18 protein-coding genes are annotated in these 23,062 nt (G+C 72.0%); 5 read left to right on the top strand and 13 right to left on the bottom strand.

Annotated elements, in window-relative coordinates:
• Positions 1-28: 28 nt before the first annotated feature.
• The 10 genes from ASF75_RS05485 to ASF75_RS05525 all read right to left on the bottom strand — a co-directional run bounded on the left by ASF75_RS05485 (position 29) and on the right by ASF75_RS05525 (position 14,509).
• Positions 29-700, bottom strand: a complete 672-nt coding sequence (locus tag ASF75_RS05485; protein WP_056069434.1) for a response regulator — start codon at positions 698-700, stop codon at positions 29-31.
• Positions 697-2,103: a sensor histidine kinase gene (locus ASF75_RS05490; protein ID WP_056069437.1), complete on the bottom strand. Its 1,407-nt coding sequence runs from the start codon at positions 2,101-2,103 to the stop codon at positions 697-699. Before ASF75_RS05490 ends, ASF75_RS05485 begins: the two co-directional genes overlap by 4 nt.
• Positions 2,090-3,064, bottom strand: coding sequence for a CPBP family intramembrane glutamic endopeptidase (locus ASF75_RS05495; RefSeq protein ID WP_056069440.1), 975 nt, complete (start codon positions 3,062-3,064; stop codon positions 2,090-2,092). Before ASF75_RS05495 ends, ASF75_RS05490 begins: the two co-directional genes overlap by 14 nt.
• A 257-nt stretch (positions 3,065-3,321) precedes the next feature.
• A complete protein-coding gene (locus tag ASF75_RS05500; RefSeq protein ID WP_017886316.1) occupies positions 3,322-3,813 on the bottom strand; it encodes an SRPBCC family protein in 492 nt (163 codons plus the stop codon).
• A 108-nt stretch (positions 3,814-3,921) separates the two neighbouring features.
• On the bottom strand, positions 3,922-6,597 hold the full coding sequence (locus ASF75_RS05505; RefSeq protein WP_056069443.1) for a hypothetical protein: 2,676 nt from the start codon (positions 6,595-6,597) through the stop codon (positions 3,922-3,924).
• The gene (locus ASF75_RS05510) at positions 6,594-8,396 is read right to left on the bottom strand and encodes a S8 family serine peptidase (RefSeq protein ID WP_017886317.1); all 1,803 of its coding nucleotides are present in this window, start codon (positions 8,394-8,396) and stop codon (positions 6,594-6,596) included. Before ASF75_RS05510 ends, ASF75_RS05505 begins: the two co-directional genes overlap by 4 nt.
• 158 nt (positions 8,397-8,554) lie before the next feature.
• The gene (locus ASF75_RS05515) at positions 8,555-9,112 is read right to left on the bottom strand and encodes a hypothetical protein (protein ID WP_031259331.1); all 558 of its coding nucleotides are present in this window, start codon (positions 9,110-9,112) and stop codon (positions 8,555-8,557) included.
• Between the two features lie 2 nt (positions 9,113-9,114).
• Positions 9,115-10,449: an adenylosuccinate synthase gene (locus tag ASF75_RS05520; RefSeq protein WP_017886319.1), complete on the bottom strand. Its 1,335-nt coding sequence runs from the start codon at positions 10,447-10,449 to the stop codon at positions 9,115-9,117.
• 230 nt (positions 10,450-10,679) lie between these two features.
• Positions 10,680-10,844, bottom strand: a complete 165-nt coding sequence (locus ASF75_RS17590) for a hypothetical protein (RefSeq protein WP_156155336.1) — start codon at positions 10,842-10,844, stop codon at positions 10,680-10,682.
• A gap of 164 nt (positions 10,845-11,008) precedes the next feature.
• Positions 11,009-14,509: a S8 family peptidase gene (locus ASF75_RS05525; RefSeq protein WP_056069446.1), complete on the bottom strand. Its 3,501-nt coding sequence runs from the start codon at positions 14,507-14,509 to the stop codon at positions 11,009-11,011.
• Between the two features lie 298 nt (positions 14,510-14,807).
• Here ASF75_RS05525 and ASF75_RS05530 point away from each other — a divergent pair, with 298 nt between their 5' ends.
• From ASF75_RS05530 to ASF75_RS05540, 3 genes are read left to right on the top strand one after another with little or no spacing between them, the layout of a single operon-like run.
• Positions 14,808-15,473 (top strand): TetR/AcrR family transcriptional regulator, encoded by a 666-nt coding sequence (locus ASF75_RS05530; protein WP_250891817.1) that lies wholly within the window; start codon positions 14,808-14,810, stop codon positions 15,471-15,473.
• Positions 15,470-16,258, top strand: coding sequence for a hypothetical protein (locus ASF75_RS05535; RefSeq protein ID WP_056069452.1), 789 nt, complete (start codon positions 15,470-15,472; stop codon positions 16,256-16,258). The genes ASF75_RS05530 and ASF75_RS05535 overlap by 4 nt, the downstream gene beginning before the upstream one ends.
• Entirely contained in the window at positions 16,255-18,336 is a 2,082-nt protein-coding gene (locus ASF75_RS05540; protein WP_056069455.1) for a YhgE/Pip domain-containing protein, read from the top strand. Before ASF75_RS05535 ends, ASF75_RS05540 begins: the two co-directional genes overlap by 4 nt.
• A gap of 77 nt (positions 18,337-18,413) precedes the next feature.
• Here the strand turns inward: ASF75_RS05540 and ASF75_RS05545 are convergent, their stop codons facing one another.
• On the bottom strand, positions 18,414-19,052 hold the full coding sequence (locus ASF75_RS05545) for an endonuclease domain-containing protein (RefSeq protein ID WP_056069458.1): 639 nt from the start codon (positions 19,050-19,052) through the stop codon (positions 18,414-18,416).
• A gap of 515 nt (positions 19,053-19,567) precedes the next feature.
• On the opposite strand from ASF75_RS05545, the gene ASF75_RS05550 reads away from it, so the two are divergent.
• Complete coding sequence (locus ASF75_RS05550) at positions 19,568-20,557, top strand: LacI family DNA-binding transcriptional regulator (RefSeq protein ID WP_017886326.1); 990 nt, start codon at positions 19,568-19,570, stop codon at positions 20,555-20,557.
• A gap of 103 nt (positions 20,558-20,660) precedes the next feature.
• On the opposite strand, the gene ASF75_RS05555 is transcribed toward ASF75_RS05550, so the two are convergent.
• On the bottom strand, positions 20,661-21,308 hold the full coding sequence (locus ASF75_RS05555; protein ID WP_056069460.1) for a TrmH family RNA methyltransferase: 648 nt from the start codon (positions 21,306-21,308) through the stop codon (positions 20,661-20,663).
• A gap of 42 nt (positions 21,309-21,350) precedes the next feature.
• Positions 21,351-22,040: a TetR/AcrR family transcriptional regulator C-terminal domain-containing protein gene (locus ASF75_RS05560; protein WP_017886328.1), complete on the bottom strand. Its 690-nt coding sequence runs from the start codon at positions 22,038-22,040 to the stop codon at positions 21,351-21,353.
• Between the two features lie 188 nt (positions 22,041-22,228).
• Here ASF75_RS05560 and ASF75_RS05565 point away from each other — a divergent pair, with 188 nt between their 5' ends.
• Positions 22,229-23,026, top strand: coding sequence for an HAD-IIA family hydrolase (locus ASF75_RS05565; protein ID WP_017886329.1), 798 nt, complete (start codon positions 22,229-22,231; stop codon positions 23,024-23,026).
• Positions 23,027-23,062: the final 36 nt, after the last annotated feature.

Here is a 23,062-nt window from a genome sequence, read left to right on the forward strand (position 1 = left end):
ACGCAGCAGCCGGCTGACACCGGGTCGACTACGGCTGCTCCGGCACCGTCACGATCCGGTTCTGGTACGCCCACACCACGGCCTGCAGCCGCGACCGCACCCCGAGCTTCGGCAGCATCCGCGCCAGGTGCGACTTGACGGTCGACACCTCGAGCACGAGCGCCACCGCGATCTCCTCGTTCGACATCCCCTGCGCCAGCAGCAGCAGGACCTCGCGCTCGCGGGCGGTCAGCACGCCGTCGGCCCGGTCGCCGGACACCGGCTGCAGGCTCCGCCGCGACACGAACTCCCGCAGCACCCGCCGGGTCAGGGCCTGGTCGAGGGTGCCGTTGCCGGCGGCGACCTGTCGCACAGCGTCGACGATGGTGTCCGGCTCGGCGTCCTTGAGCAGGAACCCCGAGGCACCGGCCTCGAGCGCCCCGAACACGTAGTCGTCCAGGTCGAACGTCGTCAGCATGAGCGCGGGGATCGCCGGATCGGCGTCCGGCGCGCAGAAGATCCGCGCGAGTTCGATGCCGTTCATCACCGGCATCCGGATGTCCAGGCAGGCGACGTCGGGTCGCGTCTCGCGCGCCAGCGCGAGCGCCTCGCCGCCGTCGGCGGCCACGCCGACCACCTCGATGTCCGGCTCCGCGCCGAGGAGCGCGGACACCCCGGCGCGGACCAGGGGCTGGTCGTCCGAGACCAGCACGCGGATCACGCGACCACCCCGGCGCCGCCGGCGGCCTGCGTGGGTGCGGCAGGTGCCTCCCGGCCGAGCGCCAGCTCAACCAGCCATCCGCCGGTCGCGGTCGGGCCGGCCTGGAGGCGCGCCCCGACCAGGTCCGCCCGCTCGCGCATCCCCCGCAGGCCGTTGCCGCCCGAGGGAGAGGTCCCCGCTGCCGGCACGGTGGCGGGTGCGTTCTCCACCCGGATCACCACCCGGGTCGCGTCGCGGTCGTCGATGGTGACGGTGCACGGGGCGGACGGGGCGTGCAGGGCGGCGTTGGCCAGTGCCTCCTGGACGGTGCGGTAGGCGGCGAGCTGCGCGAGCGGGCCGACGCCGTCAGCGAGCGGCCGGTCACCCGGCAGCACGTCGAGCCGGACGTCGCTGCGGAACCGGGCTCGTTCGGCCAGGTCGACGATCCCGGCGACCGTCTCGACCGCACGCTCGGCGGGGGCGTCGTCGCGGAGCAGGCCGACCAGGCGGCGGAGGTCCTCGAGCACCGCGGTGCTCTGCTCCCGCACCTGGCGGGCACCCTCGTGGGCACGCTCCGGGTCCGCGTCGATCTGCCGGTCGATGACCGCTGCCATCAGTGCGATCCCGGACAGGTGGTGCGCGGCGATGTCGTGGAGTTCGCGGGCCATCGCGGCACGCTCACGGGACACGGCGGCGTCGACCAGGGCATCCTGCTCACGGTCCACGGCGCTGGCCTCGGCCGTGCGGGCGACGCGGACCTCGCGGCGGGACTGCACGAGCAGGGTGACCAGCAGGGGCAGGCCGACCGCGCCGATCGCCTGCAGCATGCCCTGCCCGAGCGAACCGGAGACGGCGGTCGTGGCGTCACCGGCGAGCGCGAGCACCACGTTGCCGGCTGCCACCAGGGCAGCGGCGACCACGAGTGTCGGCCAGAGGCGGGCCAGCGCCACGCGGAGTGCGGCGACGACGACGCCGACGAGCACCGGCAGGGCGGTCAGGCCGAACAGGTCGGACGACTGCGGGGCGAGCGCGGCGACGAGCACCGGGAGTGCGGCGACCACGATCAGCGCGGTGCGGGGTGCCCGGCGGGTGGCGAGCAGGGCGGCGGACTGGGCCAGCAGGCCGAGGGCCAGGATGGTCCAGGCGGCGGAGAACACTGCGGGGACCCCCAGCGCCAGGGCGGGGCCGTCCGGTTCCAGGCTGTCCAGGGGCGGCAGGCCGAGCAGCAGCCCGAGGGCGACGACGGCCGTGCCGAGGGCGACGAGGACGTCGACGCGGCGGGCGCGCTGGGCGGGTCGAGGCGACTGCGTGGGCTGCGCTGACTGCGCGGGCTGGGCCGGCTGCGCGGCCGGCGGCGCGGGCTGGGCTGGCTGCGCGGCCGGCTCATCCGGTGCGCGCAGCGCGTCGTGCTCAGCGGGTGCCATCGTTGGATCCTACGAGGCGGGCGCGGGTGGGGACCGGTGTGTCGAGGGGCAGGGCGCGTCGGGCGGGGTCGTAGCCCAGGCGGCCACGGGTCGCGACGAGCAGCACCACGGCGGCGATCGTCGACATGATCGTCAGGCCGATCATCAGCGTGCCGGCGGTCATGCTCGGGTACATCTCAGGGAACAGGGTCGAGATCGTGTTGTTCACACCGACGTGCAGCAGCAGGGCCAGGGGCAGGCTCTCGCGGGTCTTGTTGAACACCTGGATCATCACCACGTTGAAGGTGATGGTGAACATGGCGAACACGACGGGCTCGCTCCAGTGCGCGTTCGGCCACCCGCCCCAGTCGCTGAGGTACAGCGGCATGTGCCAGAGCGCCCAGATCGGACCGAGGATCGCCGCCGCACCCAGGCCCCCGAAACGGTGCTGCAGGCGGGGCAGGGCGAAGTCGCGCCAGCCGGGCTCTTCACTCAGACCGGTCGAGAACAGCTGGATGATCAGTCCGGGCACGAGCATGGCGAAGGCCAGGCCCGAGGGAGCCCGCACGTCACCACCGGCGAACGGCAGCGCGGACACGACGATCAGGGCCGGCACGACGACGAGCGCCAGTGCGTACCAGTACCAGGCGACCCGCCAGCGCAACAGTCGCCCCACCCAGCGGCGCAGGCCCGCGCGACCGTCGGCGACCGCCGTGACGATGAACGCGCTGCCCAACGGGCCGAGGAGCGCACCGGGCAGGACGCCCGTGAACTGACCGCTGCCCAGGACCTCGGGGAAGTGGATGTCCCACACCCCCATGCCGTGCGGGGACAGGATGTACGGCACCCACGCGAGCCAGCTCAGGCCGAGTGCCATGGTGAAGAAGGACACGAGCGGGTGCCGGGCGATGAGGCCGCGGACACCCCCTCGGTCGCGGGATGCGGTGCCGGCGGGAGGCCGGACTTGGGTGGTGTTCGTCATGCAGACGACGCTAGGAATCATCACGCCCGGGGACGACCGGCTTCGGGACGCACCTGCGGGAGTTCCATCGAAGGATGCAGGTGCCTTTCGCTCGGTTCGGCACTCCTGAACACGCCGTCGTCATCGCTCGACGCCGCCTTGCGCTCGAAACGCCGCCGAATCCGGAGGCGTGTCGAGCACTCGGCGGCGTCTGCGCACGACGACGGCGTCTTCCGAACCGACTCGGCCCGCAGGACCCCGACGTCTCGCAGGTCCGGTCAGGCAGCGCGCTGTGCGGCCACGTGGGCCAGGACGACGGGGTCCTCGCAGCCGCGGGCGAACCCCAGGATGCGCCGGTCGATGTCCCGCTGCAGCACCAGCACGCCGATTCGCTCGGCGATCGGCGCGAGCCACTTCGGCCGGCACGTGAAGTTGTAGCGCCAGACCGCGAGCGTGTGTCCGGGCTGCCCCTCGGCCGCCGTGAAGCGCCAGCCCCCGCCCATGCGCTCGAAGAACCACGAGCCCTTCGTCATCTTCATCCCCACGTTCGACGGCGGGTGGTACGAGACGTACTCGCTCTCCATCGCCAGCCCGAACCGCTGCACCGTGTACGTCCGGACGCCCTTCGCCGGCACGGTGGCGCCGTCCATCAGGTGCTGGCGGCGGATGAAGGGGTCCCAACGCTTCCGGATCGCCCCCTGTGTCTGCGAGACGGCGAAGGCCACGTCGGGCTCGACCGGGACGACGCAGCGGGACTCGACGACGGGCATGAGTCATCCTCGCACGTGGCGGTCGCGGGGGCCTCCCCCACGCGGCGGACGTCAGGCCCGGTGCCGACCGGCACCGGCCTGACGTCCCGCGATCCCGCGGGCCTGCGGTCAGCGCACGCGCCGTCGACGCCGCAGCGCCACCATCGCGGTACCCGCACCGAACAGGAGCACCGCCGCGATGAGGCCCGGCAGGAGCGAGGCACCGGTGAACGCGAGGTCTCCGCTGCCCCGCCCGATGCCGTTCGTACCGCTCGTACCGGCCGGGCTCGTGCCGTCCGGCGTCAGGGCACCGGGAGCCGCTTCGTTGCCCGGGCCTCCGGCTGCGCTGCCGCCGCCCTGCCCGCCATTCCCGCCGTTCGCGGGCGGATCGACCTTTGCCGTGGTGACCACCGCTGCCGACACGTCGGCTGCCAACCCGGCGGGGTCGCTCAGGTGCAGCGCGGTGACGGTCCGGTCCCGCCCGCGGGTCCGCTGCTCGTTGAGCACGACCTTCCCCAGCCCGCCGGGCAGGGCGATCCGGGTGTTCGCCCGGATCGTGCCCGCCGGGATGGTGGTGCCCGCGATCTGCCCACCCGCGGTCGTCACGGTGGCACCGCCGTGGGTCACCCGGACACGGACGTCACGGAGCTCGCCGGCGATGCTCGTGCCCGGGTAGAGGACGACCCGTTCGAGTCGGACCTCGCCGCGGTCACTCGCCGACCGCACCGTGACCCCGTCGACACGCAGCTGTCCGGTGGCGCCGTCCCCGGCCTCGTCCGCCCGCTCGGTCACGGTGGTGCCGTCGGCGGCGGGCGCAGCGACGGGTTGCGCCGGGACGTCGCTCGGTCCGGATGCCCGGAGCGCGAAGGCGTGCCAGCGTGCGATGGCCGGGTCGTGCGGCTCCGGTGTCGGCGTGGTGCCGCCCCCTCCCGGGGTCGGGTCCGGGGCGGGCTGCGCCGCCGCCAACGTCACCTGGCCGAGCAGCACGTCGGGGTGCGTCCCGGTCAGGTCCTCGTAGCGGAGCGCCGTGAGCGTGACGGTCCCGTCCGGGTTCTCGGTCCGTTCGCCGATGTGGACGCGGACCCGTTCGGTCCCGTCCGGGGCGAGCCCCGTGTACAGGTCGGTGGCGGTGTTGATCCACACCCCGTTGACGAACACGGCGTTCGACTCGTCGTCGAAGGAGACCGTCATCGTGCCGGCCGCCGTCACCTCGGCGTGCAACCCGTTCACGCGGAGTGCCGGCCAGCGGTAGGCGGCGACGGGGTCGGTGGCCTCGTCCGGGATCTGCTCGAAGTGCCCGACCGAAATGGTCGCGGTGTCGCCGTCGTCCCCGATCGCCGCCGTGACGTCGGTTGCCCGGGCGGGGTAGCCGGCGGTCGCGTCGATGCGGGCGGCGGAACGGTGTTCCCCGGCACTGGTGATCCGCGGCTGCGGGGCGACCAGCGCCGTACCGTCCGTCCCCCGGACGCCCACCCCGAAGGCGGCGGTGACCCGAGCGTCCGTCGGGCTGCTCGCCCTCGCCGGGATCGTGACGGCGCCGAGCCGCACGTCGGGGTGCGCCCCCGTCAGGTCGCGGTAGTGCAGCGCGGTCAGGGTCGTGCTGCCGTCCGCGTGCACCGTGCGCTCCCCGAAGGCCACGCTGACCCGCTCCTTGCCGTCAGCGTCGACGCCGGTGTACAGGTCGGTGGCGGTGTTGATCCACACCCCGTTGACGAACACCGCGTTCGACTCGTTCGCGAAGTCCACGGTCATCGTCCCCTCCGGCGTGAGGTGGGCGTCGAGGCCGTACACGCGCAGCGCTGGCCAGCGGTACTCCGCGACCGGGTCCGAGGCCCGGTCGGGGATCTGCTCGAACGAGTCGAGGTGCACGTCCGAAGTACCGTCCGCCGCAGTCGAGACGGTGACCCCACGTGCGGTCGACGGGGAACCGTCGGCAGCGTCGACCCGGTCGGCGGTGCGCTTCGCGACGCCGGTCACCGTGGGCTGCCCGTCGATGAGCACGGTTCCGTCCGGGGCAGTCACCTGCACACCGCTGACGCTCCGGGTGGCCAGGGCGTCGCCGTGGGCCGGGGTCGGCTGCGGCGCGGGATCAGGCGTCGGAGCCGGGGTCGGGGTCGGCGTCGGCGTCGGCGTCGGGGTGGGTGCCGGCCAGCGGTCACCCGCCGCGCAGGAGACCGATCCGGCACGGACGCGCCAGATCTCGGAGGCACCGGCTTCGGCGTCGATGCGGAGCGCGACCGTCGTCGTGGTGCCGTCGGCGGCCGTCGTGGTGCTACCGACGACGACCTTGGTGGCGCCGTAACGGGACTCCGGCAGGTCGCGGCTCCACCCGGGCGTCGCGGTGGCCTCGGTGGTGACGTCGTCGCCGTCGATGGTCAGGCGGTCGAACGACACCGCGGGGGTGCCGCCGGGAGTGCACGCGGCGCGGAGTCCGGTGAACACGACGGGGGGACGATCGCGCAGGGTGAACTCCCCGCTCGCGATCGTCGAGGTCGCCCCGTCCGGGCCGGCCTCCGAGCGCAGACCGCTCGTGCGGGTGGTGTTGAGCTTCAGGACGTCCTGCGTCGTGTCGACCCGGGCCACCGTCGGGTCGCCCGAGTCCCAGCGCACGGCCGGGGTCGGTGCGGTGAGCGTGCCACCGTCGATGTCGGTCAGTTCGACGCCCGACGCGGCGGCGAGGGTGGCGCCGTCGGCCGCGGTGTCCGCGCTGGCCGGCAGCGCGAGCATGGGCGCCACGAGGCCGATGCCGAGCAGTGCCGAGGCCGCGAGCGCGATGACGGAACTGGTGCGTGGACGATCGGTCATCGGCGGGCCTCCTCGGCGAACGCGGTGAAGAAGGCGCGGCCGGCGGGGACGCCGACCCCGGTCACGTCGTCCCAGCCGGGTGCGGACCGGAGTCCCTGCCGACCGGTGTCCCAGAGGAACAGGGTCTCGGGCCACAGCGCTCCGGCATCGGGCCCGCGCGGCGACCAGGTGGCAGCGGAAGCGGGGCGGACGTCGCGGACGGCGTCGGTCCCGAGCATCTCGTAGAGCATCGGCGTGACGAGCCCGATCCGGACCCCCGTGGCGGCCTTGGCCATGGCGACCATCGAGGCGACCATCGGGGTCGCCAGACTCGTGCCGCCGTGCGTGACGTAGCCGGTCACGCCCTTGTGTGGCCCGTACACGACGAAGCCGGTGTTGGGGTCGCCGATCGACGCGACGTCGGGGACGAGTCGCCCGGTCCCCGGTTCGTCGAGCAGCTGGCGCTGCCACGTCGGTCGGCCGTAGACGTCGGACTGGCCGCCGCCGGCGCCGTACGCGAAGCCCGGCGGGATGAGGGCACCGTTGCGCGCGAAGCGGGTCTCGGTCTCCCAACCAGCCTCGACCGCGACGGAACCGTCACGGGCGAGCCCGGTGCTGGTCGCTCCGACCGCGGTCACGTACGGGCTGGACGCCGGCGACGACACGTCGGGGCCGGAGTCGTGGTCACCGACGGCGCTGTTGTCGCCGTCGTTGCCAGAGGACGCGAACACCGAGATGCCCCGGGCCCCCGCCTCGACGAGCACCCGGTTCAGCAGCGTCCGGTCGTCCGCGGTGTCCAGGTCCTCGGTGGACCCGAACGACAGGCTGATGACGTCCGCACTGCCGTGTTCGACGACGTCGAGGATCCGCGAGAACAACGAGGTGGTGCTGCAGTCGTCGGCACCCCAGTACTCGATGTCGGCGTCGGGGGCCATCGCGTGCACCGCCTGCACGTCGAGGTGCTGCTCCTCTGTCCAGCTCTGCGGCCCGCCGCAGCGGGAGGTGTCCGGCGACGCCGGAGCGTGGTGCTGGTACTGCCCCGAGCGGAACGGCTGGGCGCCCGCCGCCCGGAAGTAGGTGTCCGTGTTCGCTTCGACGTCGGGGTCGTCGTAGGCGGCGACGATCGCTATGGTCGCGCCGCGTCCGGTGTACCCGGCCGGCACGTCGTGGACCTCGCGCAACTGGGCCGGCTGGTACCCGCACAGCGCGTTCGATCGGTGCGTGACCGGCACCGATGCGGGCCAGTCCGTCGTGAGGCGCTCGCCCCACCATGCGGCGCACTGTCCGTCGTCGGCCAGGACCGGCGGTCGCGGGACGGTCTCACCCGGTGCCGGGGTGGGTGCCGCCGCTGCTGCAGTGGTCGTCTCGGTCGGTCGGACGGCGTCAGAGTCAACGGCTCCGGACACGCCGACGACGGCGGTCAGCCCGCGTGGCACGGCGAGGGCGCGGACCGGTGCCACGGCGCTCTGTCCGGCGACGTCCCACCGCGCGAAGGAGGTGTGGAAGGCGTCCGCGATGCGCGCGGCCGTCCCGCGAACGGGCAGGGATGCGATCGAGCGCTCGACGGGGCCGACGTGGAGCCCGGCACCGCGCAACCAGGTCGCCACGGCCGGGGCGCGGTCGAGGTGCACGGGGTCGAGGAGGACGGTGAGGGACAACTCGTCGGCGGTCACCGGGTCGCCGCGCTCGGCGTGTGCGGTCCAGGCGGGGACGGAGTCCGCGAGCGGTCGGTCGGGCGAGGGCGGTGCGGGGCGCACGAGGAGCGTGCCGGGGATGATCACGGCGAGCGCGAGCGCACCGATGAGGAAGCGTGGACGCATGGGTTCCTGGTCTGCTGAGAGGCGGGGACGCAGCGCTGCGCGCTGCCACAGCGACCTTACATGCAACTGATAATCGTTATCACTCGCAGGACACGAGCAGTCCGGACAAACGGGAGGCCCGGTGTCAACTGACACCGGGCCTCCTGTCCGTCAGGGGGTCAGACCACGGCGCGCAATGCGTCCGCGATGCCCGTCAGGGCCACGTCGACCTCGTCGGCCACGCGCTGATGCGTCGCCGTCGAGCGACGGTAGGGGTCGTCCACGTCGTCGTCGGCCGGGTCGGCGGGCGGCGGGACCGTGCCCCGCAGCCGGGCGACGCGCTCCACGAGTTCCTGCGGGGTCGTCACGTCGGCCAGGTCACCGGGCTCGAGGCCGGCGAGCACCCGCGCGAACTGCTTGATCGTGAAGGTCCGCTTGGAGGCCCGGGGCGCCAGGGAGACGGCGGCTGCACGGTGCGATCGCTCCGCGGTCAGCACCAGGTCAGCGCTCGCGACGATCTCGGCCGTCAGGTACCGCGACCGGTGCGCCGAGGGGGCGCCCCCGAGCCGGACGGACTGCTCGGCCGCGGCGGCGTCCATCGCGGCGCCGTCGTCGGCGATGGTGCCGGCCGACTCGACCACGAACGCGGGGGCGTCCGGGCCGAGTCGTGCCGTCAGGACCTGCGCGCCGAGCGGCGACCGGCAGATGTTGCCGCTGCAGACGAACAGGATCCGCATCGTCACGCTGCGTCGGTGCGCTCGCCGGCGCGCTGGTCGGCACGCTCGTCGTCGCCGAGCAGGTCGTGCCGCACGACGATGGCGTCACGGCCGGGGCCGACACCGATCGCGGAGATCCGTGCGCCGGACATCGCCTCGATCGCCAGGACGTAGTCCTGCGCGTTCTTCGGCAGGTCGTCGAAGGTGCGGGCTCCGGTGATGTCCTCGGTCCAGCCGGGGAACTCCTGGTACACCGGCTTCGCGTGGTGGAAGTCGGACTGGTTGACCGGGACCTCGTCGACGCGGACGCCGTCGACCTCGTACGCGACGCACACCGGGATCGTCTCGAGCCCGGTCAGGACGTCGAGCTTGGTGAGCACGAAGTCGGTCACACCGTTGATGCGTGCCGTGTAGCGGGCGATCGGGGCGTCGTACCAGCCACAGCGGCGCGGGCGGCCGGTGGTGGTGCCGAACTCGAAGCCGTTGGCGCGCAGGAACTCGCCCGACTCGTCGAACAGCTCGGTCGGGAACGGACCGGCGCCGACGCGGGTCGTGTACGCCTTGACGATGCCGATGATCCGCTCGAGCTTGCCCGGGCCGATGCCCGAACCGGTCGCGGCGCCACCGGCGGTCGCGGACGACGAGGTGACGAACGGGTAGGTGCCGTGGTCGACGTCGAGCATGGTGGCCTGGCCGGCTTCGAACAGGACGGTCTCGCCGCGCTCGAGCGCACGGTGGATCTCGAGGGCGGTGTCGGCGACCATCGGGCGCAGGCGCTCGGCGAACGAGAGCAGCGACTCGACGACTTCTTCCGGGTCGATCGCGCGGCGGTTGAAGACCTTGACCAGCAGGTGGTTCTTCTGGTCGAGCGCGGCCTCGACCTTCTGGCGCAGGATGTTCTCGTCGAAGATGTCCTGGATCCGGATCCCGACGCGGTTGATCTTGTCGGCGTAGGTCGGGCCGATACCGCGACCGGTGGTGCCGATCTGGCGCTTGCCCAGGAACCGCTCGGTCACCTTGTCGACGGTGCGGTGGTAGTGCGTGATGACGTGGGCGTTGGCCGACACGAGGAGCTTCGAGACGTCGACGCCGCGGGCACGCAGGGCGTCGAGTTCCTGGAACAGCACCTCGAGGTCGACGACGACGCCGTTGCCGATGATCGGGGTCACGCCGGGCGTCAGGATGCCGGAGGGCAGCAGGTGCAGGGCGTACTTCTCGCCGCCGACGACGACGGTGTGGCCGGCGTTGTTGCCGCCGTTGAACTTCACGACGTAGTCGATGCGGGAGCCGAGGAGGTCGGTGGCCTTCCCCTTGCCCTCGTCGCCCCACTGGGCTCCGATGATGACTGCTGCGGGCATCTGGTTCTCCTCACGTTGGCGGAGGACCGCACACGGCCGTCCGGGCCGGTGGTCCACCCGAGTCTATCGGCTGGTCACCTGCGCGCCACCCGGCGTGACGCCCCTGTGGACGGCGCGCTGCGCGAGGCTCCGGACGCGACCAGACGGACGGACGGGAGGCGCGGTGCCAGCTGGCACCGCGCCTCCCGTCCGTCGTCCGGTGCGTCCCGGACCGTCCGACAGTGTCCGGATCAGCTCCGGAAGAAGTCCTGGTACGACGGGTCGCCGACGGGCTGGGAGTGCCCCGGCTCAGCCAGGCGCTGCTCGATCATGGCCTGGATGACGTCCGGCGGGGTGAGTCCACGACGGCGCCATTCGACCGGGTTGGACCGGAGCTGGTTCAGCGTGCTCTGCATGGGAGCCACACTGGCACCACTTCACTAGTTTGTCTAACTATCTGTCCCGAACACGCGTTCAGAAGGCTGCCCAGCGCTTGGTGAGCAGAAGAGGTCGGATCCCCACTCGGGACCCGACCTCTTCTGCTCACCATGTGGCGCGTGAACCGCGCGCGCTCCCTGTCCTAGCGGCGCGTGACCTTCGCGGTCGCGCCGGACTTCGCCGTACCGTCCTCGTACCCGGAGTCATGGGCGGTCACCCGCACGCTGATGCGGTGCCCGAGGTCGGACGAGCCGAGCGTGACCTTCGACCCCGTGGCCGACATCACGACCTTGCCGTCACGCAGCCACTGGTACTTGTACGTCGCCTTCGTCGTGCTCCAGGTGCCGTGCTTCGCGGTGAGGGTCGAGCCGACCTTCGCCGTCCCGCTCACCGTGACCTTGCTCCCCTTCGCCAGCGCGAGCTTCGGCGGGACCACGTTGATGGTCGACGTGTCGGCCTGCTTGCCCGCCGCGTTGTCGAGGTGGAGCAGCAGCACCGTCGCCTTGGTGACACCCGAGGCGCGGGTGACCGTCAGCGAGTCGGCGTCGGCGAACAGCACGCCGGTGGCGCCGTCCTGCGAGAACGACAGCTTCGGCTTGGTCGGGTCGAACGTGACCGGCTTGGTCTCGTCCACCACCGACGAACCACTGGTGGCGGCACCCGGGGCGTAGGCCGACTCGGTCAGCACGGTGTAGTCGAACTTCGTCGACGCGCCGATCGCCGAGGCACCGACGGTCAGCACCTTGACGGAGCTGTCGAAGGTGTTGACGTCCTGGCCGGCCGCTCCGCCGTTGAGCGGCTGCGCGTCGACCGTCTTGCCCGTTGCCAGGTTCATCGTCGTCGCGAGCGTGGCGTCGATGGTGGCCGACTTCGCGTCGTACACCAGGTAGTCGGGCTCACCGTCACGGTTCGTGTCGATGAGGACCTCGACGTTGGTCACGGCACCGGGGTCGGCATCCGGACCGGCGGTCTGCACACCGAACGCGATGGTGCCCGACGCCTTGTCGTACGACGCACCGTAGGAACGGACGTCGGCCGCCAGCAGCGACTGCTCCGCCGAACCCTCGGGGAACGTCTCGGCCGGGTCGGTGCCACCGAGCACGAACGGGGCGACGGCCGCGTGGTAGCCGGTCGTCAGGCCGCCCTGGTCGAGCGTGCGGCCCTTGAGCGTGAGCTCGGCCGACTTGCCCGGCCCCGTGAAGGGGACCGTGGTCCGCGCACGCACCGCACTGACGGGTTTCGGTGCCACGTAGACACCGAGGCGCATCGGGTTGAGCGTGCTGTCGGTCGGCGCGAAGGCCACGATGCCCGAGGCAGCGGTCACGAACTCGCGCTGGTAACCCTTCTGGACGGCGTCCTGCGTCGGGTCGATGACACGACGGAGCTTCGTCGGGTCGGCGACCGAGAACGTCAGCGTGACCGAGGCGGTGCCGTTGGCGGGCACCGTCACCTGCTTCGAGCTGAGCGCGAAGGTCACACCCGGCTGCGACACCTGCGGCTGGTACGACACGGCGTACGTGTGCGCCGTGCTGTCGGTGTTGTCGACCTGCAGGGTGCGGGTCTCGCTCGTCCCGCTCGCGACCTCGACGACACCGAACGACGCGGTGACGAGCTGGTCGTTCTCGGCGCTGCGGACCGTGGTGCCGGCGGTGACCGCCTGCAGCGCGTCCACGCGACCGGTGCCCTGGCGGAGCAGGGTGGCCGAACGGTTGCCGTCCTTCACGTCGTGCGTCGCCGTGTTCATCAGCGCCGCCTTGACCTGCGGGGCGGACCAGGTCGGGTGCGACTGGAACGTCAGCGCCGCGATGCCCGCGACGTCCGGCGTGGCCATCGAGGTGCCGCTCATCGACATGCGGCCGTCACCGGTGCCGTTCGCCGCCGAGATCACGTTGACCCCGGGGCCGGCGATGTCCGGCTTGACGATGTCGTCGAACGACCCGTGCACACCACGGCTGGTGAACGACGCGAGCGTGTTCACGGCGTCCGCCTCGATGGCGACCTCGAAGCCCTTCAGCTCGTCCGCGAAGCGCACGTGCAGGGTCCCCGCCTTCGCGGTGGCCTGGAGGCTCGCCACGCTCTTCGCGGTCAGCTCGGCACCCGGGATGGTCGCGTTGCCACCGATGCCGGATTCGAACGTGTCGAGCGTGCCCGCCAGCAGGACACCGACACCACCGGCGGCCTCGACGTTGTCGAAGCGCACGGCGGAACCGCACTCGAGCGCGGCGTCCGTCCACTTCAGCCAGACGACCTTGCCCTTGATCTTCGCGGCGTCGGCGGCGCTGAACGCGGCACAGCCGTCGATGTTCGCGGTCGGGACGACGACGTCGCCCTCGACCGGCAAGGTGCCCTTGAAGTTGGACGAGTACTGCGACCGGTAGGTCTTCGCGACGTCGGCCGGTGCGGTGACCTGCACGCCGTCGTAGAGCGACTGGCCGGTGGCGCTCGCGGCGACGGTGAGCGCACCCTCGGCGTTGCCCGGCGAGCCACCGATGTCGGTGAAGTCGTCGGCGTTGCCCGAGGCGATCACGGGGAGCACGCCACGTGCGGTCAGTGCGTCGATCTTGGCGTTGTCGGGGTCGTCCGGTGCACCGTAGTCGGAGCCGAGCGACAGGTTCAGGACGTTGATGTCCTTGCCCTCGGTGAGCGCCTTGCCCACCCAGTCGAGCGCGGCACCGGTGACGTCGGTCGAACCGCCGTTGTCACCGAAGACCTTCAGGGCGTACAGGCCGGCCTCGGGCGCGGTGCCCGGACCGATCCACATGTCCTGCACCTGCTGCGTGGTGAGCTTGGTGTAGTCGCCGTCGAACTGCTGCTTGTCGGCGGTCAGGCCGTAGCCCGCGATCGAGCCGGACACGTGCGTGCCGTGGTCGCCGCCCTTGCCGTCGATCGGGTTGTCGTCGGGAGCCGGCACCGGGTCGTAGGTGTTCGGGTCCTCGGGGTTGGCGTTGTACGTCGCACCGGCGAAGTCGTACCCGCCCAGGAACTTCGACGCGTCGTACAGGCTCGGGTCCGGGGCGCCGCTGCTCGCGTTCGCCAGGGCCTGCTGGTACGCCTCGGTGGTGCCGGGGCCGCCGAAGTCGGCCTGCGTGTAGTCGAGACCGGTGTCGAGGACGGCGACGTTGACGCCCTTGCCGGTGTGGCCGGTCTGCTGCCAGGCGTTGAGCGAGCGCGTGTAGACGTCGCTCGCGGCGTTCTTCGGCGAGACGCCGTCGGCACCGGGGCGCACCAGGCTCGGGTCGACGCCCGAGGGAGCGGCGTCGGCGTTCTCGTTGACCGTCGGCTCGACGATCTTCTTCGGCGTGAGCGGGATGATGCTCTCGACGTCGGAGCGCTCGGCGATCTTCCGGAACGCGTCGACGTCGGCGACGACCGCGACGCCGGGCACGGTGTACTCGGTCGAGTAGAGCTCGGTCGCGTCGGCATCGGCGCGCTTGACGGCCGACCGCACCGCGGCGACGGTGGACTGGATCGCCTCGACGCGGTCCGCGGCGGCGGCGGACTGCCTGCGCGACTGGGTCAGGTCGCCGCCCTTGGCCTTGGCGTCCACCTCGAGGGCGCCCTGGCCGGTCGTGCGCACGAACGCCGCGACGGTCTTCGTCGGCTTGGCGTCGCGGAGCGGCGCGGAGAGCTTGAGGTCGGCCACCGGAATCCCGGCCGGAGCAGCGGAGGCCGCGCCCCCGACTGCGAGACCGCCGCATGCGAGGGCCGCGACGGCGATGCCGGCGGTCAGGACGCGGGTGAAGCGATGGGGGGTGGGTTTCGGGTCGGTGTTCGGTGTTGCACGGTTCAAAGAGGGCACTCCAGGCTCAGTCCGTGGTTCGCATGAGATTCCTGTGAAGCTATGCGTTCGTTCTCAGGGAAGACAGTCCGCACTTTGGGGGACACCCCTCGTCCAGGGGACGGAACCTGTTAAGTTGCACACACGTGTGCACGTTATTACGATGGGGTGCGTGACCACCACCGAGCACCCCTCCCGCGCGCCCCGCCGCGACGCCACGGAGAACCGGGCAGCACTCCTCGACGCGGCGCGGACCTGCCTGCAGCAGGACCCGGACGCCTCCATCGAGACGATCGCCGCCGCGGCCGGCCTCTCGCGTCGCGCGGTGTACGGGCACTTCCCCTCGCGCGACGACCTGGTGCGCGAGGTCGTGACCGCCGGCGCCGCCCGGATCGCCGCCGCCATGCCCACCACCTCGGACCTGCAGGGGCTCCCGCCGGCCGCACGCCTGGCCGCCATCGCGGTGACGCTCTGGACCGAGGTCTCGCACGTCCGCTCGATGGCCCGGATCGCCGTGCGCAGCCCCTTCGCCGAACCCGTCGCCGAGGTCTTCGCCCCGTTGCGCTCACAGGTGCGTCAGGCGTGCGCGCTCGGCATCGCCGACGGCGCGATGCGGGACGACGTCGACCCCGAGACCCTCGGCCGCCTGGTCGAGGGCGCGTGCATCGCCGTCCTCGACGAAGCCACCCGCTCCGGCACGAGCGACGAGGACGGACGGCGGATGGTGGTGGTGTCGGCGCTGGGCACGGCCGGCATCGACTGGCGCACCGCACTGCTCTCCGAACCCGCAGCACCCGCTCCCGCTCCCGCCCCGAAGGACCACGCATGACCCTCGAACTCGACCACGTCGGCATCGGCGAGGAGCCCGGCGCACCCCTGCCCGTCGTCTCCGCCGTCGCCGCGCCCGGACGCCCGGGGGTCCTCGCCGTCGAGACCGAGCAGGCACCCGTGCTCGCGTCCCTCGTCGCCGGTGGCCGCATGCAGCCCGACACCGGCCGCCTGCTGCTCGACGGGCACGAGGACCCGGCAGCCGTCCGCCGCGCGTTCGCGCTGGTCGACACCCCCGGGATCGCCGAACCCTTCCCCGTCCTGACCCTCAAGCAGATCGTGCGCGAGGAACTCGCGTTCGCCGGGCAGCGCCCGAACCGCGAGCACGTCGACACGGTGCTCGACGAGCTCGGACTGCGGGACTACGTCGACACCGCCGTGCAGCGGGTCCCGACGGCCGTGCGCATCCGGCTGCTCGTCGAGCTCGCGCTGCTCCGCGACGGTGTCACCGGCATCGTGATCACCTCGCCCGAGCGGCACGGCGGCGCCGTCGAGGACTGGTTCCAGGTGGTCCGCGACGTCGCCCGACGGGGCGTGACCGTGGTGCTGGTGACCTCGAAGGCCGCCGCCGCGACCGTCGAGCACCTGCTCGACACGATCGAGACGCACGACGACGTCGCGACGCCCGGCGTCGCCGAGACGCTCGGCGTCGCCGAGACGCTCGAACAGCCCCAGACCGAGGACCCCGAGGACGTGGCCCGAACCGACGGAACCGAGCCGGGCCTCCTGGCCGCTCCTTCCGTCACCACAGCATCCGCAACCGTCCCGACGGAGGCACAGAAGTGACCACCACCTCGCTCGTCCGCGCAGAACTCGCGCGGCTCACCGCGACCCCGCTCGCACGCCTGGCGTTCATCGCGCTGATGATCGTGCCGCTGCTCTACGGCGGCGCCTACCTGTGGGCGAACCGCGACCCGTACGCGAAGCTCGACCAGATCCCCGCCGCGATCGTGGACCTCGACGCCGGCGCAACGCTGGACGGCGACCAGGTCGACTACGGCAAGGACGTCACGAAGGAGGCCATCGACGGCGCCGACTTCAAGTGGACGAAGACGAGCGCCGCCGACGCCCGCTCCGGTGTCCGGAACGGCACCTACGACTTCGTCGTCACCATCCCGCACGACTTCTCCGCGCACCTGGTGTCCGCGCAGTCCGACGACCCGACCCAGGCGAAGCTCGTCATGACGACGGCCGACACGAACTCGTACCTGGCCTCGACCATCGCCGAGCAGGCGGGCAAGACCATGCGCACCGCCGTCGCCGAGCGCGTCGGCAAGCAGGCCGCGAAGACCCTGCTCGTCGGGCTCGCCGACGTCCGCGACAGCCTCGGCGACGCCGTCGACGGTGCCGATGAGCTCGCTTCCGGGGCCAAGAAGGCGGACCGGGGTGCCCACACGCTCGCGGACGGCACCGGCAAGCTGTCGTCCGGTGCGGCGGAGCTCGCCTCCGGCACGGCGTCGTTGCCGTCCCAGACCCAGCAGTTGGACAGCGGGGCGCAGCAGGTGGCGTCGGGGGCGTCGACCCTGGCGTCCGGGCTGGCCAGCGCGCAGCAGCAGACGGCGGCGCTGCCGTCGCAGACGCAGCAGTTGGACAGTGGGGCGCAGCGGGTCGCGGCCGGCAACAAGAAGCTCGCCGACACGGTCGACTCCTACAGCCCCGACGTCGAGTCGCTCCAGCCGCTGGACGCCAGGACGGTGATCGCAGGCATCACCGACAACCTGCCCGAGGGCGTCGAGCTCACGAAGGACCAGCAGACCGCCCTGGAGTCGTCCGTCACCGACGCCGTCACCCGGGTCAACAGCGCCGGCGCTTCGGCGAAGAAGACCTACGAGAGCACGAAGTCCTCGGTGGACAAGCTCCGAGACGGCTCCGCACAGGTCGCAGCCGGTACGTCGTCGCTCGCCTCCGCGGCGCCGACGCTCGCGTCCGGCATCTCCTCGGCGGCGACGGGGGCGTCCACGCTCGCATCGGGGGCCGCCCAGGTGGCCGACGGCACGTCGAAGCTGGCCTCGGCCGCTCCGACCCTGTCGTCCGGTGCATCGCAGCTCGCGACCGGTGCGAAGACCGCCGACCAGGGCGCCTCGTCGCTCGCGTCAGGGCTCGACAAGCTCACGACCGGCTCGTCGAAGCTCGCGTCGTCGCTCGACCAGGGCCGCACGAAGATCCCGGCGTCGAACGCCTCGGAGCGTGCATCGCAGGCCTCGGTCATCTCCGACCCGGTCAAGGTCGGGGACGACAACGTCGCCGCCGCGTCGAACTACGGCGCCGGCCTCGCGCCGTTCTTCATCTCGCTCGCGGCCTGGATCGGCATGTACGCGCTGTTCCTCATCCTCAAGCCGATCTCGAAGCGGGCGATCACCGCGGTGCGGAAGCCCCTCGCGGTGGTGTTCGGTGGCTGGCTGACCCCGGCCCTCCTCGGCCTGGTGCAGATGGTGGCGCTGTTCTTCATCGTGCGCTTCGCCCTCGACCTGAACGTGGTGCACGTCGGCGGCACGATCGGGATCATGGTGCTGGCCTCGGCGACCTTCGCGGCGATCATCATGGCGCTCAACGTGCTGCTCGGCTCGGTGGGGCAGTTCCTCGGCCTGGTGCTCATGCTCGTGCAGCTCGTCACCGCCGGCGGGACGTTCCCGTGGCAGACGCTGCCGGGGCCGTTGGCGGCGCTGCACTTCGCGCTGCCGATGACGTACTCGGTCGACGCGATCCGGCAGACGATGTACGGCGGGAACCTCGGCGCCGCGTGGTCCGACGCGGGCGTGCTGCTCTGCTGGCTGCTCGGGGCGCTCCTGGTGTCCTTCGTGGTCACGGCGCGGCAGACCCGCTCCCGCACGCTGCGTGACCTGCGCCCGAGCCTGATCGGGTAGCGGGCGCGGGCGGCGGCGCCGCGACATCGAGTGAGCAGAAGACGACGGGTGTGCAATAGCGACCCGTCGTCTTCTGCTCACTCGACGCGACCTCCGCGTGCAAGGAGCGTCTTCAGGTGCGCCACTGCGGCTGAGCGGTGCAGCGTCAGGTCGGACTTGGTCCACCGGACCACCACCCAGCCGAGTCGTTCCATCTCGCGGTAGCGGCGGAGGTCACGGCCCCACTGCTCGGCGTCGGTCCGGTGGTGGTCGCCCTCGTACTCGATGACGATGCGCTGCTCGGGGTAGGCCATGTCGACACGGCCGACGAACCGGCCGGCTTCGTCGAGCACGTCGAACTGCAGTTCGGGCTCGGGCAGCCCCGCGCGGACGATCGCCAGCCTCGCTCGGGTCTCCTGCGGCGACCCGGCGCCCACCCGCACGAGCTCGAGTGCAACGCGCAGCTTCCGCACGCCACGACGATTCCCCGCCCCGGCGAGCGCGGCGGCGAGGTCCTCCAGCGCGGTCGCGCAGGCCCGCGACGTGACGATGGCGTCACCCAGGACGACGAGCTCATCGAGTCCGAGCAGGTCACCGCACTCCACCCACAGCGTCGCGGGGCTGCTGGACGGAACACCCCGGCGTTGCCGGGTGTTCACCCGGTCAGCCGCCACGCGGTGCCCGACCACACCGACGCGCCGGGGCTGCGCCTGCGGGTGCACGCTGGTGATGTGCACCGGTGTGTCAGGGCCGCACGGCACCGGCAGACCCCACAACACCGCCGCCGAGGTGTGGCTGACGAACTGTCCGGGCAACAGGACCGGCCGCAGTGCCTGGATGCGGCGGATCGGATCGGGTGGTCGGTCCCGGGGCCATCGGATCGATCGCGTCGGGCACGTCAGGTCCTTCCGCTGGAGTCGTTGTCGGGGAACTCCGGCTCGATCAGCCGCGCCGATGTCGAAGGCCCGGCCTCGCAGCGCCGGAGGGAGTGGTCGTGGTCGCATGCCGACACGCTCGAGCCGGTGCCGACGCCCCGCTCACCGAACCAAAGTTCCGTGCAGAACCGGCACCGCGCCTCCCCTGTGGAGGACTTGCGAACCCAAGGGAGTGAGCAGATGACGACGAGTGGCTGTTCGGGACCCGTCGTCTTCTGCTCACTCGACCACCCGCACGCCCACCCCGCCCGCCCGCAGGGCCATGTCACGTCAACCGCTACGATCGACGCACGAGCCAACGGAGGTCGAAGCGCATCATGGGAGACGGCAAGCCCGCGACCATCTACGACGTCGCCGCACGCGCCGGGGTCTCGAAGTCCCTCGTCTCCCTCGTGCTGCAGCGCTCCCCCCGGGTCAGCGACCAGCGCCGGGCCGCGGTGCTCAAGGCGATCCAGGAGCTCGACTACCGGCCCTCCACCGCGGCAGTGTCCCTCGCCGGCACCCGCAGCCGCACCATCGGTGTGGTGCTGGACGACTTCCGCAACCAGTGGTTCGTGGACCTGCTCACCGGCCTGCGCGAGAGCCTGCAGGACCAGGGGCACCGGCTCGTGGTCGCCGACCGCTTCCTCAACACGGGGCTCGACGCCTCACCGGTCGAGGGCTTCCTGTCCATGCGCGTCGAGGGCATCGTGATCGCCGGCGAGCCGACCACCGACCTGGCGATCCCCGCCTCGATGCCGCTCGTGATCGCCGGCGGCCGCGTCGCGATCCCGCGCGCCGACACGGTGGCGAACGACGACCACGCCGGTGGCGGCATCGCGGCGCAGCACCTGCTCGACCTCGGGCACACCCGACTCGGGTTCGTCGGTGCGAGTTCGGCGGCCTCGGCGGAACGCCAGGCCGGGTTCGAGCAGGTAGCGGCGACACGTGCGTCCGTCGTCACGACGGTGCTGCCCGGCGAGCCCACCGAAGAGGCCGGTTCGCGTGCCCTCGGCATGCTCCTCGACGAGCACCCGGACGTCACGGCGGTCTTCGCCGCGAACGACGTGATGGCCCTGGGTGCCCTGTCCGAACTCGCTGAACGCGGGTTGCGCGTCCCCGAGGACGTCTCCGTCATCGGCTACGACGACACCCCCGTGGCCGCGATGCGGTACGTCGGCCTGACGAGCATCGACGACCGCAGTGTCGAGATCGGCCGCGGCGCCGGCGAGCGTCTGCTCGCCCGCATCGCCGATCCGCGGATCGCCGCGACGGAACTGCTCGTCGAACCCCGCCTGGTCGCGCGCCGCACCACCGCCGCGCGCTGACGCGGCACCCCTGCCCCCGGCCGGGAGGCCCGCCCCGCGTCCGTCACGCCCGCTTCGTGAGCAGGAATGGTCGGGTCCAGGGCCCGCACCCGACCACTTCTGCTCACGACGTCGCGCCGGGCAACTCCGCGTGCTGGACGACCCAGCTGTGCATGACGATCGCCGCGGCGGCCGAGGCGTTGATGCTCCGCGTCGACCCGAACTGCGTGATCTCGAGGTGCGCGTCGGCACCGGCGACCGCCTGCTCGGTGAGTCCGGGGCCCTCCTGCCCGAACAGGAACACGCAGCGCTCCGGGATCGTCGCGGTCTCGATGCGTTCGGCCCCGGGGGTGTTGTCGATGGCGACGACGGGTCGCGCTTCATCGGCCATCGCGGCGAGGAACGCTTCGACGTCGGGGTGGTACCGGACGTGCTGGTAGCGGTCGGTCACCATCGCCCCGCGCTTGTTCCACCGCCGCCGTCCGATGATGTGCACCGTGCCGGCGAGGAACGCGTTGGCGCTCCGCACGATCGAGCCGATGTTCAGGTCGTGCTGCCAGTTCTCGATCGCCACGTCGAACGCGTGCCGGCGGGTGTCGAGTTCGGCGACGATCGCGTCCATCGACCAGTACCGGTAGCGGTCGAGCACGTTCCGGGAATCCCCCGCGGCGAGCAGCTCCGGGTCGAGCCTCGGGTCGTCGGGCCAGGGTTCCGGGTGCGGCCCCACCCCGTTGGTCGTCAGCTCGTGCGACGGTTCGGGCGCAGTGGTCACCCGACCAGCGTACGGCCGGGCGCGGGGTCGGGCGCCGCCGGCTCAGGCGGTGCGGGCGATGCGCGCCTCGATGCCGGCGATCAGGATGTCGAGGCCGAGCGCGAACCGGTCGTCGTAGGAGTGCTCGCCGAGGATCTCGCCCACCAGGCGGTGCCGCTCGGGTCGGCCGGCCTCGGAGTCCCCGCGTCCGACCTGCACCCCGGCGTGCCCGACCACGAAGTCGTAGACGACGAAGAAGGCGTACATCGCCTCGGCCGGCGGCAGCCCGGCGTCCTGCAGGGCACCGACGACCTTCGCCACGACGGCGTCCGACTCGGTCGAGGCGAGCGGGGCCCGCTGGCTGTGCGACTCGAGCACGAGCGGGTGGGTGCGCATCAGGTCGCGGAACGTCGTGGCGAAGGTGCGGACGACGGCGTGCCACTCGTCGGGCCAGACGAAGGTGGCGGTGAACTCGTCGACCGTGCGGCGGACGAGTTCGGCGTGCAGGTCGTCCAGGCCGCCGATGGTCCGGTGCACGGTCATCGGGGCGACGCCGAGCCGGACGCCCAACGCACGGAAGGACAGCCGGTCGAGGCCGTCCTCGTTCGCGATGGTCGTGGCGGCGTCGATCACCTGCTCGCGGGAGAGCACGTTCGGGCGGCCTCGGCGTCGTCGCGGCGTCACCTCGAGCTCCGTCTCCGACACCGGGGTGGGTCGGGGCGCGGTGGACGGGGTTCCGGGTTCGACGAGCACGAGGGGGCCTCCTTGATTCGGTACGTGTCCCGAAAAGCGTAGGGCAAACCCGACCGCGGTTCGGTGTCTCGACCATCTCGGGTCTGGCAGCAGCGCGCAAGAGCCGCCCCGGGCCTCCCGGCCCTTTCCGAGCCGGCCACGAGCCGACGCGAGCCGGACCTGAACCCCCGCGCAGTAGGGTGAGGCGCATGGCGACCCGAGACGACGTCGAGTGCTGGCTGACCGACATGGACGGCGTGCTCGTCCACGAGAACCAGGCGCTCCCCGGCGCGCCGGAGCTCATCCAGCAGTGGCTCGACGACGGCACCGAGTTCCTCGTGCTGACGAACAACTCGATCTTCACGCCGCGCGACCTGAGCGCCCGGCTGCGGGGCTCCGGCCTGCACGTGCCCGAAGAGCGGATCTGGACGAGTGCGCTCGCGACGGCCGACTTCTGCAAGTCGCAGATGCCGGGCGGGTCCGCGTTCGTGATCGGCGAGGCCGGCATGACGACCGCCCTGCACGAGGCCGGGTTCATCATGACCGAGACCGCTCCCGACTACGTCGTCGTCGGCGAGACCCGCAACTACTCGTTCGAGGCGATCACGAAGGCCGTACGGCTCATCCGCGACGGCGCACGGTTCATCGTGACGAACCCCGACGCCACCGGCCCGAGCGCCGAGGGGGTCCTGCCGGCCACCGGCGCCATCGCGGCCATGATCGAGAAGGCGACCGGCAAGCAGCCCTACGTGGTGGGCAAGCCGAACCCGATGATGTTCCGGTCGGCGATGAACCGGATCGGCGCGCACTCCGAGAACACCGGCATGATCGGCGACCGGATGGACACCGACGTGCAGGCCGGCATCGAGGCGGGGCTGCACACCGTGCTCGTGATGACGGGGATCAGCGACCAGGCCGAGATCGACCGGTACCCGTTCCGTCCGAGCGAGGTCATCTCCGGCGTGCACGAACTCGTGCGCACCGAGCCGTTCGAGGTCGAGCTCTAGCCCTGACGACCCACCGGCGTCGGGCCGTCGGCAGTG

The organism is Curtobacterium sp. Leaf154, from assembly GCF_001424595.1.
In the GTDB taxonomy this organism is placed as follows: Bacteria; Actinomycetota; Actinomycetes; order Actinomycetales; family Microbacteriaceae; genus Curtobacterium; species Curtobacterium poinsettiae.